Below are 17,584 nucleotides of genomic sequence, written 5' to 3'. Positions count from 1 at the left end.
CCGGTCAGTCATTGCTGCATCCGTTTTGAAAGCCGTTGTCGCAATGGGCCTTAAGCCGGTCGGTGTCCTCTCTTGTCCAGCCGTCGGGCGCGCTCACCTGGACCCATGGGTCGATGTAGTCCTGAGCAAAATAGGCATGCCCGTGTCCCGGCGGCGCGCCAAAGGACAGCGCCATGTCGAGGGCCAACTGAAACTGCGTGACGATGGGCATGAAGGTCATATGCGCCGAGGCATCCGGCGCCGGCGGATCCGACATCCAGGGCGGCGCGCGCCAGATCGAAGCCGGCTCGTAGAAGACGATGGGATCGCTCGAGTACTGCAGGAAGACGATGCGCATGCCGCCCCAGGGCGCGCCGCTGGAGGCATCCTCGAAATGGTTGGCATAGCGGATGAAGGAGCCGTCGCCGATCCGCGGCAGGACCCAGGGACTGCCCTCAACCCTTGCGTTTTGAACATATCGCCAGAACGTGGAGGGGAACGGCGGCCCGGCCCAGAACGCCCCGTCGATGGGATCATTGACCAGCCGGAAGAGGTTGGTGGCATACATCGACGACCAGGCGCCGAGGCTCAGACCGTGGACATAGAGGCGGGGCCGGTCGTCCGGCGGCAGGGTCTGCCAGTGGCGGTGGACGGTTTCCAGCAGCGCCGTCGCCTGGTCAAGGCCGGTGTCGGTTTCCAGGATCAGCGCCAGCGGCGATTGAAGATAGGAATATTGCACGGCGACCGTCGCGATGTCGCCGCCATGCATGTATTCCAGCGGGTCGTGGCTGCCCGGATCGAGCCAGCCGGTGCCCGTCGGGCTTGCGACCACCAGCACTTCGCGCTCGAAGGCGCGGCGGCGCATCAGTTCGGCAAGAGCAAGATCCGCGCGTTCCTGTGCCGTTTCGCCATTGGCCCGGCCCACATAAACGCGAATGGGGGCGAGCGCGAACGCACCGGTAAAGCCGGCGATGTCGTCTGCGTCGGGTCCGTTGAGCACAAAATTGCGGCCGGGGGTGCCAAGACCGCCCCAGTCGATCAGCGAATTGGCGCCGCCCGTAAGGTCCGGATCTTCGGGCGGCGCGGGTGCGGTTTCGAAGAGCTTCTGGGCGGTCTCGTAGCTGGTATCGAGCCGGGTCACGACCTGGTCGTACACGCCGTCTCGCGTGACAATAAAGAGAACGAGTCCAACAAGGGCGAGCGCGAGGACATTGGCGCGACGTTCCGGCATGATCTTTAGCAGGCGGGACCGGACGAGGCGCACCAGCCAGGCTACGAAAGCGCCGACCACAAAGCAGGCCGAGAACGTTGCGACCGCCGCGAGCATCAAGGGGATCAGGTCCAAACCGTCGGCAAGCGGCATGTTCATCTTGGCGCGGAGGTCGTTTTGCCAGGTCAGGTTCGACAGAAGCGTCCAGCCGAACAGCCCCAGGGCGCCAAGCGCGAGCAGCGCAAGCAGCCAGCGTTTCGGCGCGCCGGAAGGTTCCGGCATGTCCGCGAACCGCCAGATCAGCCGCAGGACCCACCAGGACAAATACCCGAGCGCCATAACCAGTCCGCCGAGGATTCCCTGCACGAACGCCCCGCGCGGTATCAGTGATGGCGTCAGCGAGACCGCGAAAAAGAGAAGGCCGAGCAGCATCCCGGCCATGGAGATCTCTTTCAAACGCAGCACGACGCTTCCTTCCGCAACCTGGTGTTTCCGCAGCCCGCTCTGCCGCAAGACGGGGCCGCAAGCCTGCGCAACTGTTCCCCTTTGAAGAGAGCAAAGTAAACCCCGCCGGTGCCCGGCCTGGGCACTCTGCACCAGCAAACGATCCCGACAGTCTACTTGAACGATCGGTGACTGGTGCCGACTTGCCGGTCCAAGCGTCGTGAAACGGACATGGCCGTTTGGCACGGCAAGGCGCGGAGGGTTGAACCAATCGACGCAGTTGAGGGCGGCAAAATCAACCGGTTCGCACTCATGCCAGGCTATTTTCCTGCCCTTCGGATTTGACCGGATTGGGCCTCTTCTGCGTCGCGAGAGGTTTGAAAATAAAGGTATTTCTCGGCACTTGCCGCTTCTTGACGAGACGCAATCTGCCGTAAACCATATCAACCTCAGTTATGGGTCCTTACCCTTGTGTGGAGAATTGAAATTCGTCTGAGTGCTGCTGCAACCTCCGGTGCGAACTTCAGATTCGGGTGACTTGCCGAACTTGACAAACACCTGACGTCCGACATTGTACTTTTCAGTGTTTGGATCAACGAGATCGCCGACTTGCATTTCAAGCTCGGGGTTCGCTTGCGGCTTTGATTGACCCGGAGCTGAAATACGCGAAGCAATGATGGGGATATATGTGCGGCGCGCACCCGGAGTTGCCGCATCGCCAGTTGCAGTTTTTCTGGGGGATGGATGTTTCACCCTTGAGATCGCGCTCTTGTGCGGTCAAAAGACAAGGCATTGCGAATTGTGAGTGAGGATCGATTGTTGCCGACCTCGGAAAACTCGCACAATCGCAGGAATTATTTAGAAAACGAAATTCACACTGAGGAAGATAAAGTGCTTATCAGATCTGCCGTTCAAAACGATCGCAAGTCCTGGGACGCTCTATGGGAAGGGTATCAAGACTATTACGAAGTTGATCTATCTGGCACTGCGGATAATACGTGGCAGCGCCTCATGGCGGAGCAGTCTGTTGGGCCTTTTTGTCTTGTTTGCGAAGATGACGTTGGCGATTTGGTCGGATTCGTCACATACCTTTTTCATGATCATACTTGGCACCCCGAACCCAGATGTTATCTGGTCGACCTTTACACGGCGCCCGAAAAGCGTGGCGCGGGCATCGGCCGGGCCTTGATTGAAGCCGTTTATGAAAAAGCCGATATAAAAGGGTGCAGCCAAGTATACTGGTTAACGCAGGATTTCAATGAGGCGGGCCGACGGCTCTACGACAAGGTTGCGAAGCTCACTCCTTTCATAAAATATCAAAGGTGAGTGCTTTCGAAATTCGAATCTTCAGGTTCAACTCCGATATCTGCGGATCTGTGGATGTTTTTACTTTCGGATTTCAGAAAATTTTTTGTATCCACCGACACGATTGCACAGGGCAGGAGTCTTAACGAACGCAGCAGCGGATCTGGGTTGAAGCAAGGATTGCCGATTCGCCGGTTTCCGATAGCCGCACGGGTGTCTTTACGTAAAAGACGATCCGCCTCGGTTGCCGTATCCGTCATGGGCTTGGCGATGCTCCGCATAAACTGGCGCTTTGCTTCAAACGGAAATTTTTCCCTCTTAGGTTGAAGGGCTTGATAATAAAACTTATCTAAATTAAATTAAATTAATTTATTGGAATAGTTTATATTTCTTTTTTTATCCGGTTTCAAAATTGAAGAAATTTTCAGCTAATAAGTACTGATATAAAATTTTTGCTAATTTCTTGAGTGTAAGTTCATTGAGTTTTTGGAGTGACGCTTTTGGGATGCTTGTGGGTTGGGACCGGGTGCGTCGCGAAAGAGGCTTTACCATGCGTGATCTGATCCGGCGCGGAAGGTGCAAATACCGCTGCCGGGGTCAAGTCCCCGGCGCTCACACCGCTGGGCGCTGGTCGCAGGACAGAAGGGCGGCTTCAAGAGGATGATGCTGACGACCGACGCTTTCCCCGAGGCGAAATTCGAGCCTGGCGACAAAGACTCCGGCGCCGGTGGGTTGCGTGATGCTCTCAACGTGCGCGCTGATGCCCAGCCTCGAAATTATAGACAACTGCCCACGGAAGGGTGAAGGGGAATGCAGCAGGCCCTGCCGGAATACAACACAACCCGGGCGGTGCTGGCGGTCATAATCTCTGTACTGGCTCTGTCCCTGGGTGATGCCCTCATAAAGGCGTCAAGTCTGACTTTACCGCTTTGGCAGATGTACATTCTGCGGTCTGTCCTCGTGCTTCCGGCCCTTTGGCTTCTTGCAGCTAGATACAGGACTGTTTCATTTGGTTCGGTATTCTGGGTCGCTGTTCGCAGCTCGCTTCTGGTCGGCATGTGGTTGAGTTATTATTCCGCGTTGCCGTTGATGCCGTTGTCTCTGGCGGCGGCGGGGTACTACACGTCGCCGATCATCATTACGATACTCGCCGCAGTCGTTGCCAGACGCTGGCCCGCGCCGCGAACGCTTTTTGCCATCGCACTCGGCTTTTGCGGGGTGCTTCTCGTTCTGCGACCGGTTTCGTCGGGGTTTCAGCTCGGGGCACTGTTGCCCATCATCGCGGCCTTCCTCTATGCCTGCGCAATGGTCCTGACCTCGACCAAATGCCGAGATGACAATCCATTTGCTCTGGCGTTGTCGCTAAATCTTGCGTTCATCGTCGCAGGGGGCCTGCTCGGGCTGAAGTCCGGACGGGAAGGCTCGTTCATCTTCGGACCGTGGCAGCCCGTCGACCCGGTCCTGTTCGGCATCGTCACGGCACTTGCAGTTGTCATCCTGGTTGGGAGCTTGGGGGCCGCGATCGCCTATCAGAACGGGCCCCCCGCCACTGTTGCCGCTTTCGATTATAGCTATCTGGTTTTCAGCCTCGTCTGGGGCAGCGTCTTCTTCGGTGAATGGCCCGACACGGCAGCAATCACAGGCATTGTCGCCATCACTGCAGCAGGCTTTCTCGCCCTCACGACATCCGGCTGACGTTTCTGGTGACAGCCGATGCGGGGGTCTTCGTGGCGACCGCGACCGAGGGGCGCAGCTGCTTTCGTTAGGACCGCATCATCTTGAATTCAATAATCCAATGAATCAGGTCCTTGCGATGGCGCTCGGGGTTCTGCTGAACAAGTGCCACGTATCTGGCGTACAGTTCCTCGATGATTTGCTGTCGCTCGACAAGAGGACGCTCCGGATCCAGTGCGTTCGCGAAGACGGTTTCTGTCCATGAGCGATGCGTTTTGACGAAGTTTTCGGCGAAATTTTGCGTGTCGCCTGTCTGCATCCATTGCGCAAAGAAGGGACAGTCGACCTTCTGAGCCTCCAGCCCCACCAGTTTCAAGCCTTGCAAGGATGCGGGTCCGCCCTTCGAGAACGGTGCTTCGAGTTCTCGGCGTGTCCGGTAATGCTGCTGAAACGCCGCTTTCAGGAATTCCTCCGACGTGATGAGACCTTCGGTCGCGAGTGAAGCCCAAAGGGTCTCGTAGTTTTCAAACAGATTGCTACCATCGGTATTGCCGAGATGCCGTCCTTCGTCATCGAGGCCGAGCATTGCGATGATACAGCGGCTGTCCGGAGCCAGTTCGGCTGCACGCGCGGACAGGATTGCCTCCCAGTCGGAGGCTGCTTGAGCGCGAAACGCTGCCGCGCCTTTTTCATCGGCGTTGAGGGAGTGCAAGCGCTCGCCAAGTGGCCCGGGCTGACGGCTCAGATAGTGCATCGCGGATGCAGAAAATCCGAGATTCAGTTCACCTTTGGCAAAGAGCGGTTCGAAGAAGCTTATCCCGCATGTGGAAACAAACACATTGTGATGCTTCCCGGCATAGGAGCCGGGCCGCGACATTGCCTGGAAATAGGGGCGAAAGTCGGTGTCAGGCAAGTCGGTGACGCAAATCCGGATCGGTTGATCCGGTGCGTGAAGCCGCACGGAATCGACAAGTTGCGACATGAGATCGATTGCGATCAAACCATCCGCCGCTCCGAAATCCGCGATTACCAGGCTCTGGTCCGTGCCTATCTGGCCGGTTGCCGAAAGCGCCGCAATTGCACGTTCCGTCAACCCGTCGACGACGGCCCGCGGTCCGGCGGAAACGGCCGCATAGTAGCCACCATCCTTCATGGATATTCGGTCTACCCGGTTTTTCGAAGCATCTGCTTCGAGCGCGTCAGACGGCATCGGCGGCTCCCTTGACGATCACGAGCGTCCGACGGCCCGCCTTGCGTCCGAACCTGGCCGCTTCCTGGTAGGCAGAGCTGTGATAGCAATCCTGCGCCGCCTGGTAGGATGGGAAACGCACGACGACGACCCGTCCGGGGCCCGGCCCCTCGACTGTTTCCGGCGTTTCGGAGGCAGCGATCATTTTGGCCCCGAACCTTTGTGCGACAGGTCCCCAAAGCTGGCCGTATTCCGCCAAGGCGGTTTCATCGGAGACCGGATCTCCCTGAACGATCCAGTAGCCGCAGCATTTTTCCTCATCATTCGCCATAGAGACGTCCTTTCCGTTTTGGGAATGCGCAAGACCCGACGCCCGGTCACCAATTCTCGATGCTGTTGGCGATCGTGTCCTCAAAAGAGGTTATGCGAGCAGCGTCGAGCTTGGCGCAGTCGTAGAGCGACAAGGCTTCGAATGACGCTTGCGGCGCGGACATGCCGAGCAGGATTTCACGAATACTGCTTGCGATCGGCAATCCAAGCTTTTCGTCAACACTCCGATTGCAATTGAGCGTGGTGATCATCAACACCTGACGCAGCCGAAGCAGGAGAGGGGTCGTGCCTTCCCCCTGCAGTTCGAACGCAATGCCGGGTGCCCAGACGCGATCGAACCACCCCTTGAGAATTGCCGGCGGACCGAACCACCAGGTCGGGAACACGAGCACCAGCGCATCCGCCTCGAGAAGGCGCTCGGCTTCGTCCTCGATGGTCAGGCGCGCCGTGTCCGCGCTGTAGTAGGTCGTTCTTTCTTCCTTGGTCATGACCGGCTGAAAGCCCTCGGCGTAAAGGTCCGCCACCCCCGCGTCGTGACCGAGACGGGCGAGCTCTTCGTTGACGAACCCGGCGAGCCGTGCGGTATGGCTGTTGGCGTCGGGATGGGCGGATACAATCAGGCAGCGCATGATGGGCCCGTTTGCGTTTTCTTGTGCTTCATGCCGGTCATCTCTCCATTCCTGCACGGCTTTCGCGGCGGCCGACGATCCAGTTCCCAACCCGCCTCGTGACGGGTTCCGGGGGAATACGAACGGGCGGGTCCGCTGCCGCCAAATCGGCGATCAGTTCGCCGTGGCAGTCGCGTCGGGTCGCCAGGTCGGCGGCAAGCAGGCCATGCAGGGTCCCGTTCACGGACCCCAACCCGTTCTGGCATGCGGCGGAAAAGACGCCCGGAGCGACCTCTCCAAACGCGGTTGCGCCGTTCTTTGAAAGACACAGCCGGCCGCCCCAGACGTGGTCCATCGGGACATGTCTTAAGGCCGGATAGCGATTGTCGAAGCTGTCGCGCTGCTGGCGAGCGATGCGCGCTATTGGCCGCCCCTCGAAAGCGCTGGCCTTGCTGGCGAGAACGAACCGGTTGCGCACAAGGATCCGCGTGCCGCCATACAGGGGACCCGAGATGCGGCGCACGGTGGTTCCCATCGGATCGGCCGGCAAAACGCCCCAGAAGGGCGCACCTCCGAGAGCCCTGGTTTCGTCTTCCGTCAACGCCCGCGTCAGCGAGGCGAACGTGAAGACATCCATCAGGCGTTTCTTGAAATGGCCGAACGCCGTCACCGCCCCATTCACGGCAAGGATCACATTCGGCGCGGTCAATCGACCGTGTTCGGTTCGCACCACGTGGGGTGGGCCTTCGGTGAATTGGCGTACCGGGGAGTTCTCGTGGATCGCGACACCGTGGCGGGACAGTACCTTGGCCAGATCGCAAAGATAGGCCGCCGGGTGCAAAAGCGCGCTTCGAGGCGTGAGAATGCCGTGTCGGTAGTAGTGGGAACCGGTCAGGGTCGACATGTCGTCGGCGTCAAGGGTTTCATAGGGTTCCGCAAGCGCATCGAGATGCTGTCGATAGGCCGACAAAAGCGTTTCACCGTGCTCTGTCGCTGCGGCATTCACCTTGCCGGTCCGATACTGGATCAAGGGATCGAGGCCGTCCTCGTCGATCACCCGTTGAACGAAGGCGATGGCAAGCCGATTGCGATCCGTTTGGCGACGATCCTCCTCGACACTGCCTGTGTAGCTGTCGGAATCGAGCTTGTGCGGCAGATCGATCATGAAGCCGGAACTGCGTCCGGCGGGACCATCCCCGACACGAAGCGCTTCAAGTACCATGATCCGGTCGCCGGGAACCGTCTCGACGAGGCGCCGTGCCGCCGCAAGGCCGGTGTAGCCGGCGCCGATCACCAGCCAGTCCGCGGTGCGCGATCCTTCGAGACGGGTGAAGGACGCCGGAGCGGAAAGAACAGCATGCCAGCCGTTGTCTCCGATGCATGCTTCGGAGGGAGGCTTGTCGTCTGCAGGGCGTTTCATCGCCATTGTCGGAATCCCGTTGTCGCCGTTTTCGTCGCCTAGATGGTCAGGACCGCCCGGTATCGCACGGCACCGGACCGTAATCGTTCGAACGCTTCGTCGAGGTCGGTCATGGGCATCTCCTCAATGACGGGACGCACGCCGGTTCGCGCACAAAACGCCAGCATGTCGCGCATGTCGTTCCGGGATCCGGCATTGGCGGTGGTCAAGGTGAGGGTACGCTCCATCATGGCGACGATGTCGACGGTTGCCGGCTCGGTCATACCCGCGACACAGACGACCCCGTGCGGGCGCATCAGGCCAAAGACCGCGTCCCAGTCTTCAATGCTCGGAGTGGTGACAAGCAAGAAATCCAAGCTGGATGTCCTCCTGGCCCGTTGAACCGCATCCTGGACATCCAGGAAGCTGTCCGCGCCATGCGTATAGGCTTCTTCCGCCTTGGCCGGACTCCCGGAGATGGCGGTCACGTCGCAGCCCATCTTGTCCGCGAACTGCACCGCCAGATGCCCCAGCCCCCCAATCCCGAGAACGCCGACCCTGGATGCGGGACGAGCATGGCGCATGAGTGCTGTGTAGGTGGTATGGCCGGCGCACAACAACGGGGCTGCTTCGGCCGATGAAATCACTTCGGGGACGGTATAGGAAAAGCGCGCGTCACATCGCACGATATCCGCAAAGCCACCGACCTCTCCGCTGCAGCAGGTCAGCCGTGCTTCCGGGCAATGCTGTTCCTCTCCCGCGAGACAGGCCTCGCACTTGAAACAGGCACCTTTCTGCCAGCCGATGCCAACGCGCTCACCGACGCGCCGTTCGGTCTTGTCCGATCCGACGGCCCGAACCGTGCCGACGATTTCATGACCGCACACCTGCGGAAACACCGACATGTCGCCGAAATCGCCATCGGCGAGATGGAGGTCGCTCGCGCACAGGCCGCAATACGTGATCCCGACCTCTATATCCATGGCCTTGAGACGGGGCAGGGTGGTTTCGCGTGGCTCCGGATTGGCGCCGGCTCGTGGCACGGAATACGTATTGGCAATGCTCACATCATCCTCTCATGTCAGCGGTTTCTGCGGTCTTTAGTGCGGTCAGCAATTGGAGAATGTAGTCGCGGTTAATACGCGGAATCGCTGCGTCGGCGGCGAGTGGCAGGCCCGCACGGTCGGGCCCGTGTTCCAGGTCGTCGAGAGAGCCCTGGAGAACGAGTGTGGCGCGTTGCACCGCCGGCGACGCAGACGCCTCTTCCAGAGCGTCGCGAAACGACATCAATGTCGTTTCGCGAAATGCACCGCTCGGCCGATCCTCCGCGATCCAGGCACAGATGCTTGTCCAGGAAAGGCTCTCGGAATTGATCAGCACGGAGGTGCGCGCACCCGGGCCGTCGCTTTTTGCCGTCGAGATGATGGCACGCGCCGCACCATCCACCGGGGCGAGGTTTACCGCCCAGTCCACGTCGCCGGGCCAGACCCCGAGTTCCAGCGCGGCACGCAGCAGCAGCACGATATAGTCGTCTTCGTTGACGTCCGTTCGAAGGCTTGCATCCGCCGGTGCCGCGATATCGCCGCAGCGAATAACCCGGATCGGCAAGCCGGTTTCCTCGGCGCACCGTCTTGCATAGGCTTCGCACACGAGTTTTGAGTGATGGTATCCGCTTGCCGCTCCATTGGTCGGCACGGTCGATAGCATGGTAACCGAAGCACCGGCCCGAGCCGCAAAAACCGCAACGTTCGCTGTGCCGAGCACATTCGGCTTCTTGAGATTCTGGTAGGGCTTGATCCAGTTCACCTCGGCAGCGCAGTGGATCACCGTGTCGACTTGATCTTCAAGGTCACGCGTGGCGTCGTCGGACAGGCCCAGGTTGGCCCGCGTGATATCGCCCGCGACCGCGACAATCTTGTCCCCGGAGGCTGCCCACACCGGTTGAACGGATTTGGCGCGGCGCGGCGCGGCGCGGCTTGTTCTTTCGTATGCAGACTCGGTGTCGTCGGCACGCACGACACAAAAAACACGGGATACTTCCGGATCTTCCGCCAGTTCGGCCAAGACGTATCTGCCCACGAATCCAGTTGCACCTGTCAACAGGACCTGTTTGCCCATGTGCCGCGCGGCCCTTGCGACGCGCGGCGGCGGCAAGGGCAGATCCGCCGCTTCAGCCTCGGCATCGAAGCGATTTCCCGCTGAAACGGGCGCATGCCCTGCCTTGTGCGCATCGATATGCCTTGCGAGCGCTTCCACCGTCGGATCCTCGAAGACGTGCTCAAGGCTCAGGTCCACGCCCGCCCTGCGGTTCAGTTCGCGTTGCAATTCCAATAGTTGCAAACTGCCCCCAAAGTCGAAAAAGCTGTCTTGGGCACCAAGCGCCGGCAGGTCGGAACCGAGGACGGCATAGAACGCCTGGATGACTGTTTTCTGGGTTTCCGGCAGATGCACCTCGTTTTCCGCAAGCTTTCGTCCCTTGATCCTCTCACCCAGGGCGCCTTCGTCTCGCTTCTTGCTGCCCGCCAGGGGAATATCGTCTATCGCGAAAAAGGCATTCGGCACTGCATAGGATGGCAAGTGCTTGACACAATACGCGCGAAGTTCTCTGCCGGTCGGTTCCTTTCTGCCGGCGGGAACGACGTAGGCAACCAGTTCCTTTTTCGAACTGCTGCCCCGGGTCTTGACGACCGCGGCTTCGATGTCGGGATGACCCAAAAGCACGGATTCGATCCGGCCGGGATCTATCTTGAAGCCGCGCAGCTTCAGATGCGCGGTATCGCGCCCGGCAAACGAAATGCGCCCCGATGGATCCCGCCGCACTCGATCACCGGCGCGGTAGAGCACCGGTGGCTCCGTCGAGCCCTTGTCGCGGAAGGGATTTGGAACGAAATTGCGGCGCGCTGCTTCTTCGTCGCGGACATAGCCGTCGCTCAAGCCGTGGCTGGCAATATGCATATCGCCGATGGCTCCGTCGGGAACCATCTTGACGCCGTCGTCCAGGATATAGACCTCGATCCCGGGGAACAGCTCGAACCGACCGCTCGCATCAAAGGCGATGCCGACGTCGCCCGTTTCGTTGATTCCATACAGATTGAGAAACCGAACGTTCGGCAAGAGAGAGGCCGCAGTATCCCAAAGCGGGCTTGGCATCGCCTCTCCGCTTATCCAAAGCGTGTGCAGTTCCGACAATCCCGCGGTCAGTGCGGGCCCGAGCCCGATCAGCGCCTCGAGCAGGCTTGGCGTGACCATGAGTTGCGTAAGGCGTTCAGATTGAACGAACTCGACGAACGCGTGTGGGTTCAGCACCACCGCGTCGGGCACCACAACGCTGGTGGCGCCCAGGAGGGGCGGGTAGAAGACGTAGCACGTCAACCACATGTTCAGGCCCAGCCGATCGCCCGGCGCGATATACTTCGCAAACGTATCAAGAGAATCAAAGACTTGCGATTGCGGGATTCGCACGATTTTTGAAACTGATGTGGTGCCCGAGGTCAAAACGCCGTGGGCCAGGTCCTTTGGTCCGCCCTGCGACGGTGACGGCCATTCTTTCGGGCCATCGACGCTTCCGGATGCGGAGGCGAGTTCATCGAAGCCAAGGGTTGGCACGCGTCCGCGTAGCTTGTGGGTTGCGGCGGCATCGCACAGCGCCAGCGCCGGATCCAACTTGTCGATGATTTCTTCGACATGGTCGTCGCGGTACCAAACCGGAATTTCAAGAAAGGGCAATCCGACGGCCAGGCACGCGCTCATCGCAAGGACTGTTTCCGCGCTGCGCGTTGCAAAGATCACGATCCAGCGCGGCTCAAGTGCGCGACCGCCTACCGTCTGCCGGAGAATGTTTCCGACGCGGACCAGTTCCGCGGCGTATTGGGAGGCTGTGTAGCTTGCCGATCCATCCGTCAGGACGCAGAGATCCGGATGTGCCTTGGCAACCGAGGACATGGCAACAGCGAAATCGGCGGGACATGGCCCGATCCGTGTTTTCGCGTTCGCCTTCAAGACGTGGTCCGTGGTTTCCGCGACGGCCGCCTCAACGGCCGCGACGGCTTCCTGCCGCAACTCCGCAATCCGTTGCGTGCCGGGCGCGGCCGACAATGGCGGCAGGAGAGCGGGCTTGAGGCCAAGACCCTTCGCAACCGCTTTTTGTGCCGCCTCCGCTCCCGCAGGCAAGAGCAACGGGCGATCCAGGATGCGCGCAGCTTCCCCTGCGTCGGTGGCGCCAAGGCCTTCCAGTCGCGCGCAATCCAGTCCGATAACCTCGAACGCGTTCGAAGATCCGCCAGCATAGGTGACAAGGTCGTCAATTCCGGCCTTAATATCGGTCGGAAAAAGGAGTTGCGCCTGCGCGTCGGGCAACGGCAGCAACGGTTTCACGGCGCTTCCGGAAAATTTGTGCCGTTCTCTTGCCGCCGCCAGGGAGAATGCCTGGTAGACAGGTGCCGCTTCAACGGCGCGTTCGGCGATGTCGGCCGCAATGCTCTCGGGTATCGTGGGCGTTTCATGCGTAGGCGCCTGGAAACCGGACGATTTCGCGGCGTCATCGTGCCAGCCCTTCCAGACGTTCCAGGGCTGGACGTCTTCTGCTTTCCATTCGAGCATAGCCGGGCAGAAATCCAGGCCTGCGAATTCACAGAACCGTCGCAACGCGTTTTCGGTGTCGGCGAGCAGGTCGTCATCCGCCTCAAGCACCATGGCAGAGTTCATTCCGCAGGCATCGACGACGCGGCTGTAGACGTTGCGCATGCGCGCGTAGTCGACCTCGTTCGGATCATAATAGGTGGTTGGTCCCGCGCATGACACGCGCCACAATGAACGCAATGCCGCTGCCGGATCGCGCACCAGAAAGACGTGAGCGAAATGCCGAAGCCAGGCATCCTCGATCTGTGCGGTATCGAAGAAGCAAATCAGTTCCTTCGACAGGGTCACACGGCCCTTTGACGTAACCGCCAAGGCGTTCAAAGCTGCAACATAATCCTCTTCGCCCGATGGCAAATCCTGTTCCTGTCTGGCCGTCGCAATTTTTTTGGCGCGCCTTCTGGAGTGCAATTCGAGGTAAGGCGCCGACAGGGTCTCATGCAAAACTGTCAGATCGTGGCGCTGCATTACCGAGCGCTCGAACGCAGTAGATCGGCTTCGCGGTATTGACCAGACCAAGATATTTTTCAATTTCATTATCGCACCAATAATATCCGCATGGTGATCAATGAAGAGACCTGATCGTTCTCCCAATGCAGCCCGCAATGCTGTCGATCTCGTCGTTGCTGATCTCGAGATTCGCGACAAAAGACGCGCCGATCCGAACGCCGCTTGACTCAAGCAGTGACCGGCGATCGAAGGGGATTGGCGTCTTGTTGGTCAGGATGCCTTGTTGCGAAAGCATCCCGCATGCGTCGGCGGCACTGGCGCGGCATTCGGCCGGAACGACGGCAATGAACCCGTGATTGTCCGTCCCGCCAGTCACGATCTCCACACCCTGAGCGGCAACGCCCTTAGCCAACCGCCGGCTCAGGTCAACTGTTCGATGCTGGTATTCGGCATATTCGAGGGTGCCTGCTTCTTCCAGTGTGGCGGCAAGGCCGGCAAGCGTTGAGGCCACCACGCTCCCTTGAAGTTCCGGGTAGAGGCGGCTCCGGATTGCCTTCCATATCTCAGCGGAATTGGTCAGGACAATGCAACCGTGCGGTCCGCGAAACGTTTTGTAGGTTGCAAAAAGCGTGACGTCGGCAAACTGAACCGGGGACGAAAAGGCGTTGCCGACAATCAGTCCGGCAACCTGCGAGACGTCGGCGACAAGGTATGCGCCGACCTCATCGGCAATGTCGCGCATTGCCGCCCAATTCCAGTCACGCGAGTAGCTTGTGTCGCCCGCGAAAATGATCCTGGGGCGTTCTTTTCGAGCACGGTCCCTGATCAGGTCGTAGTCGAGCCGAAGGGTGGTTTCCGACACCGTGTACGTCGCAACATCGTATAGTTTTCCGATCAGGTGCGCCTTGGTCGATGTTGCATAATATCCGCCGCTGGCACACTCAAGACCGAGAACCTTTTCACCAGGTTTGGCAAGTGCCCGGGTGACGCTCAGCAACCCGTTCGTGCATCGCCATGCCTGCACGGACGCGTGCGTTGCGCCAAACAATTCGGAAGCGCTCTTGATGCAGTAGCGTTCGACCTCGTCATAGGCACCTGCCCCCTCATGAAAACGCTTGCCGCAGTGCCCTTCGAGCTGAACAGAGTCGGTTGCCTGTCTCATGCAATTCAAGACGTAGTCGGATGGGCGATTTGTGGCTGCGACGAGGTTTGTACATTCACGCAATGAGTTTGCAGCTTCATCAACAAGAGTATTGGCAATATTTCCAATTTCTTGTTTTGCGACGATTGCGACATTTCTCATGACCAATGTCATCTCCTGTGCTGTACCGTCCGATTTTGGATACTACACCTATAAAATGCATAGAGTCTAATATGATTATTAAAAGTTGTTTTTTTCAACCTGTAGCCTGAGTGTCTTGAAAAAGGGGGAGCTCCGCTCCAGATCGCGATCGGGACGGGGAGGTGTCGAATGAAGATGCGGACGTTCACGCGAACATTCGCCAGGCGTCGCTCGAGCCGATGGTGCGACATGTCAGGGTCTCTCATTAAAACGGCCTGCGTCAGGGCAGGTGTCGATGGCCGCTTCAGTCTCACTCGAGATGTTGCCGACGGGTTTGTCCGGCGTTTCGACGCGACCTAACGGGATCACGTCATCGGGTGCGCTGATGTCGATGAAGAGCAAAAAGACAGTGTTTGTGTTTGCTCATACTCAATGTCGGGAGCGGCGCATCAAAAAGCCGCATTCATCGCAGGCTTGACTGTGGCCGGGTGGAGCGTGCCGCTACGACAATCTCCAAAGCACGTGAAAGGTGTGGATTATTATTTTGCAATTATAAATAGAAGTTTCTTGCGCCGGGCTCGCGGGGTATGCATACTTATTGGTGTATTAATTTGCAAAGTTCACCAAGGATTGCAATGCCAGGCAGGGTGGAAATGGTCGTCAATCGGTATTGCAGCTACCGGTCTTCGCCGGGCCGGGGGGTCGGAGTGTTTGCGCGGCGCCAGATCGAGGCGGGGACGGTCATCCTGCAGGATCTTTGTCGCAGGATCGGCTCTCACGATGCGCAGGTCGTTTGCGCCACATCTCTGCGCAATCATCTGTTTGCCGATCGTGACCCGCTATTGAAGGAGCAGGGCGAGCGAGGCCTGCAACTCGCTTTCGGGGCGTCCTCGATCATCAATCACTCGAACGAGGAGAACTGCCGGCTCGACTGGAAGTCGGGCGAACCCTTTCCTCGCGTTCTGGCGGTGACCACCAGAGACATCGCGGCGGACGAGGAGATCTACATCAAATACGCGGATCTCGAGTCCTATCAACGGGAGGACTTTGTCTAGCGACCGGTCAGGCCCGACCGGTGTGCCTGCGGGTTTTCATCAAGACACTTGCAGGCGGGCGCAAGCCGGCGGCGCTGGTTGGCCGGCGTCGGAAAATATCACGTCGTATCAGTGGGAAGGTGACAACAATGGCTGACTTCACGATCTTTCGATCCATGGATTGGTCCGGTCTTAAGCACGAATACGGACTGGACGGATCCCGGTTGCGGCCATGGGAGAACTACCCGATGCCGTTCAGTGGTGCTTGGTGTGTCGTTCGGCCGGGCACGGTCAGCGACTCGCACACTCAGATCGATCAGGAAATCTTCATCGCAATCAAGGGCTCCGCGACGCTGGTTGTTGATGACAAATCCCATGAATTCGGTCAGGGCGACATCGCTGCAATTCCCAAGCATGTCGATCACTACGTCGAGAATAATACGGATGAGGACTTTCATTTCTACGTGGTTTGGTGGGATGAGCCGCACGCCCGGGAATATCTGGAGGAAATGAAGAAGAACCCGGAAGCGTGTCATGCCTAGACTGATCGTTTCCGTCACGCCTCCGACACCCAACGGCGACTTGCATATCGGGCATATCGCCGGACCTTTCCTGTCGGCGGATGTGTTTACGCGGGTGCAGCGAGCGAAAGGACACGATTGCATTCTCGTGTCCTATTCCGACGACTACCAGTCCTACATGCACCGCAAGGAACTTGAACTGGGCGTCGATCGCATTCAGATCGCCAACGAAAACACCGAACGGATAAAGGGCACTCTCGCTGCATTGGGCATCGAGATGAGCCACTGGTTGTCGAGCTACGAGAACCGGCACTTTCATGGCGCGGCAGCGCAGGTCTACGCGGCGGCGGTCGAAGCGGGAGCTGTCGTCAAACGGACATCGTGCGAGCCCTGGTGTCCTTCCTGCGGGACCTGGGGCTATGAGGCCTTTGGCCGCGGCAACTGCAACTATTGCGGCTCTGATTCCGATGCCAGCCAGTGCGAGCAATGTGCCTATCCGCCCGAGGCCGCACTCATGGAGGATTTCGTCTGCAAGCTTTGCGGCGGAAAGTTCGACTGGCCGGAGGTGGAGCGCGAATTCCTCGATGTCGAGCGCTTTGCAGGCTTCTTGAGTGGACTCTACAGCAGCCAGCCGATCCGACCGCCAATGGCCGAATGGGCGAATGAGGTGCTGGAACGCGGGCCCAGACTCTGGGCGATTACGCGCCCCGGGGAAGCCGGCCTCGATCTCGGCGGGAACGAGGCCTGCCGGCTTCACACCTGGTTTCTCGGTCTGGCTGGTTACATCGCAGCTGTTGCGGAATATGCCGAAGACGTTGTCGGGGATGGGGCGCTCGCGACCGCTTTTTGGGCGGATCGGGACGCACGCCTGGTCGAGTTCCTCGGGTACGATTGTGCTTACAGTCACATGGTTGTGTACCCGTCTCTGCTGTCGATGGTTCCCGGTCTTTCCCTGATGCCGAAATTCTATCCGAACCAATTCATGAAGCTGAACGGAAAGAACCTGTCGACCAGCAGAGGGCACACAATCTGGGCGCGCGATCTGGCTGTCGACTATGACCGGGATGCCGTCCGATTGTTCCTCGCTTCCGTGTCGCCGGAGGAAAGGGAAACCGACTTTGAGGTTGCGGTGTTCCAGAGCTGGTACCGGACGGTCTGGCAAGGGGCCATTGATCGCCTGATCGATCTCGCAAGGACCGAGCGCCGGGAAACCGGCTTCCGGTCGCCGATCGGCGCCGACGACACTGCGCTTCTCGACAGTGCACGGCGCCGTTGGAAACGTGCAACCGACATCGACAGCTTCTCAATGCAGGCGCTCGCGGCGATCGTTCTCGATCTTGTTGCGATGGCCGATGCCCGCGCAAGCCGGGGCCTGCCGGTTGCGGATCTGGTCGAAACGGTCGGTGAACTGGGCGCGGCGCTGCACCCTGAGCTGTCCCAGCGAATAAAGACCGCACTGGATGGTGCCGAGGACGATCCGGTGCCGCAGAAACGCCAGTCCACTTTTATGGAAGCGTGAGCGCG

General features: G+C 59.3%; 14 protein-coding genes. 5 read left to right on the top strand and 9 right to left on the bottom strand.

The features are described from left to right. Positions 1–4 precede the first annotated feature (4 nt). Positions 5–1,654: an alpha/beta-hydrolase family protein gene (locus BLU32_RS10590; protein ID WP_208977015.1), complete on the bottom strand. Its 1,650-nt coding sequence runs from the start codon at positions 1,652–1,654 to the stop codon at positions 5–7. Positions 1,655–2,452: 798 nt separating this feature from the next. Here BLU32_RS10590 and BLU32_RS22320 point away from each other — a divergent pair. After that, positions 2,453–2,959, top strand: a complete 507-nt coding sequence (locus BLU32_RS22320; protein ID WP_244501830.1) for a GNAT family N-acetyltransferase — start codon at positions 2,453–2,455, stop codon at positions 2,957–2,959. Here the strand turns inward: BLU32_RS22320 and BLU32_RS21795 are convergent. Next, a complete protein-coding gene (locus tag BLU32_RS21795; RefSeq protein WP_157727626.1) occupies positions 2,950–3,198 on the bottom strand; it encodes a hypothetical protein in 249 nt (82 codons plus the stop codon). The genes BLU32_RS22320 and BLU32_RS21795 overlap by 10 nt on opposite strands. 550 nt (positions 3,199–3,748) lie before the next feature. On the opposite strand from BLU32_RS21795, the gene BLU32_RS10580 reads away from it, so the two are divergent. Continuing rightward, positions 3,749–4,633: a DMT family transporter gene (locus tag BLU32_RS10580; protein WP_093806832.1), complete on the top strand. Its 885-nt coding sequence runs from the start codon at positions 3,749–3,751 to the stop codon at positions 4,631–4,633. A gap of 67 nt (positions 4,634–4,700) precedes the next feature. Here the strand turns inward: BLU32_RS10580 and BLU32_RS10575 are convergent, their stop codons facing one another. From BLU32_RS10575 to BLU32_RS10545, 7 genes are read right to left on the bottom strand one after another with little or no spacing between them, the layout of a single operon-like run. Further along, positions 4,701–5,822 (bottom strand): hypothetical protein, encoded by a 1,122-nt coding sequence (locus BLU32_RS10575; RefSeq protein WP_093806830.1) that lies wholly within the window; start codon positions 5,820–5,822, stop codon positions 4,701–4,703. After that, positions 5,812–6,132 (bottom strand): DUF1330 domain-containing protein, encoded by a 321-nt coding sequence (locus tag BLU32_RS10570; protein WP_093806828.1) that lies wholly within the window; start codon positions 6,130–6,132, stop codon positions 5,812–5,814. Before BLU32_RS10570 ends, BLU32_RS10575 begins: the two co-directional genes overlap by 11 nt. A 46-nt stretch (positions 6,133–6,178) precedes the next feature. After that, on the bottom strand, positions 6,179–6,760 hold the full coding sequence (locus BLU32_RS10565; protein WP_093806826.1) for an NAD(P)H-dependent oxidoreductase: 582 nt from the start codon (positions 6,758–6,760) through the stop codon (positions 6,179–6,181). Positions 6,761–6,797: 37 nt separating this feature from the next. Further along, positions 6,798–8,165: an FAD-binding oxidoreductase gene (locus BLU32_RS10560; RefSeq protein ID WP_093806824.1), complete on the bottom strand. Its 1,368-nt coding sequence runs from the start codon at positions 8,163–8,165 to the stop codon at positions 6,798–6,800. A gap of 32 nt (positions 8,166–8,197) precedes the next feature. Further along, the gene (locus BLU32_RS10555) at positions 8,198–9,205 is read right to left on the bottom strand and encodes an NAD(P)-dependent alcohol dehydrogenase (protein WP_093806822.1); all 1,008 of its coding nucleotides are present in this window, start codon (positions 9,203–9,205) and stop codon (positions 8,198–8,200) included. A 1-nt stretch (position 9,206) separates the two neighbouring features. Next, on the bottom strand, positions 9,207–13,310 hold the full coding sequence (locus BLU32_RS10550) for an SDR family oxidoreductase (RefSeq protein WP_093806820.1): 4,104 nt from the start codon (positions 13,308–13,310) through the stop codon (positions 9,207–9,209). Positions 13,311–13,338: 28 nt separating this feature from the next. Further along, the gene (locus BLU32_RS10545) at positions 13,339–14,526 is read right to left on the bottom strand and encodes a hypothetical protein (RefSeq protein ID WP_157727625.1); all 1,188 of its coding nucleotides are present in this window, start codon (positions 14,524–14,526) and stop codon (positions 13,339–13,341) included. 614 nt (positions 14,527–15,140) lie between these two features. On the opposite strand from BLU32_RS10545, the gene BLU32_RS10540 reads away from it, so the two are divergent. The 3 genes from BLU32_RS10540 to BLU32_RS10530 all read left to right on the top strand — a co-directional run bounded on the left by BLU32_RS10540 (position 15,141) and on the right by BLU32_RS10530 (position 17,579). Beyond that, positions 15,141–15,560 carry an SET domain-containing protein-lysine N-methyltransferase gene (locus tag BLU32_RS10540; RefSeq protein ID WP_157727624.1) on the top strand — a complete coding sequence of 140 codons (420 nt, stop codon included), beginning with the start codon at positions 15,141–15,143 and terminating at the stop codon, positions 15,558–15,560. A 128-nt stretch (positions 15,561–15,688) separates the two neighbouring features. Further along, the gene (locus BLU32_RS10535) at positions 15,689–16,081 is read left to right on the top strand and encodes a cupin domain-containing protein (RefSeq protein ID WP_093806814.1); all 393 of its coding nucleotides are present in this window, start codon (positions 15,689–15,691) and stop codon (positions 16,079–16,081) included. Then, positions 16,074–17,579 (top strand): methionine--tRNA ligase, encoded by a 1,506-nt coding sequence (locus BLU32_RS10530; RefSeq protein ID WP_093806812.1) that lies wholly within the window; start codon positions 16,074–16,076, stop codon positions 17,577–17,579. The genes BLU32_RS10535 and BLU32_RS10530 overlap by 8 nt, the downstream gene beginning before the upstream one ends. The last annotated feature ends 5 nt before the right edge of the window (positions 17,580–17,584 follow it).

The organism is Stappia sp. ES.058, assembly GCF_900105595.1.
Classification (GTDB): domain Bacteria; phylum Pseudomonadota; class Alphaproteobacteria; order Rhizobiales; family Stappiaceae; genus Stappia.
Note: the sequence above shows the minus strand (reverse complement) of the source record. Positions and strands in the feature narration are given on the sequence as shown.

Coding starts and splice junctions, on each gene's coding strand:
- BLU32_RS21795 (WP_157727626.1), bottom strand. CDS start 3,198: ATGACGGATACGGCAACCGAGGCGGATCGTCTTTTACGTAAAGACACC.
- BLU32_RS10580 (WP_093806832.1), top strand. CDS start 3,749: ATGCAGCAGGCCCTGCCGGAATACAACACAACCCGGGCGGTGCTGGCG.
- BLU32_RS10575 (WP_093806830.1), bottom strand. CDS start 5,822: ATGCCGTCTGACGCGCTCGAAGCAGATGCTTCGAAAAACCGGGTAGAC.
- BLU32_RS10570 (WP_093806828.1), bottom strand. CDS start 6,132: ATGGCGAATGATGAGGAAAAATGCTGCGGCTACTGGATCGTTCAGGGA.
- BLU32_RS10565 (WP_093806826.1), bottom strand. CDS start 6,760: ATGCGCTGCCTGATTGTATCCGCCCATCCCGACGCCAACAGCCATACC.
- BLU32_RS10560 (WP_093806824.1), bottom strand. CDS start 8,165: ATGGCGATGAAACGCCCTGCAGACGACAAGCCTCCCTCCGAAGCATGC.
- BLU32_RS10550 (WP_093806820.1), bottom strand. CDS start 13,310: ATGAAATTGAAAAATATCTTGGTCTGGTCAATACCGCGAAGCCGATCT.
- BLU32_RS10545 (WP_157727625.1), bottom strand. CDS start 14,526: ATGAGAAATGTCGCAATCGTCGCAAAACAAGAAATTGGAAATATTGCC.
- BLU32_RS10540 (WP_157727624.1), top strand. CDS start 15,141: ATGCCAGGCAGGGTGGAAATGGTCGTCAATCGGTATTGCAGCTACCGG.
- BLU32_RS10535 (WP_093806814.1), top strand. CDS start 15,689: ATGGCTGACTTCACGATCTTTCGATCCATGGATTGGTCCGGTCTTAAG.
- BLU32_RS10530 (WP_093806812.1), top strand. CDS start 16,074: ATGCCTAGACTGATCGTTTCCGTCACGCCTCCGACACCCAACGGCGAC.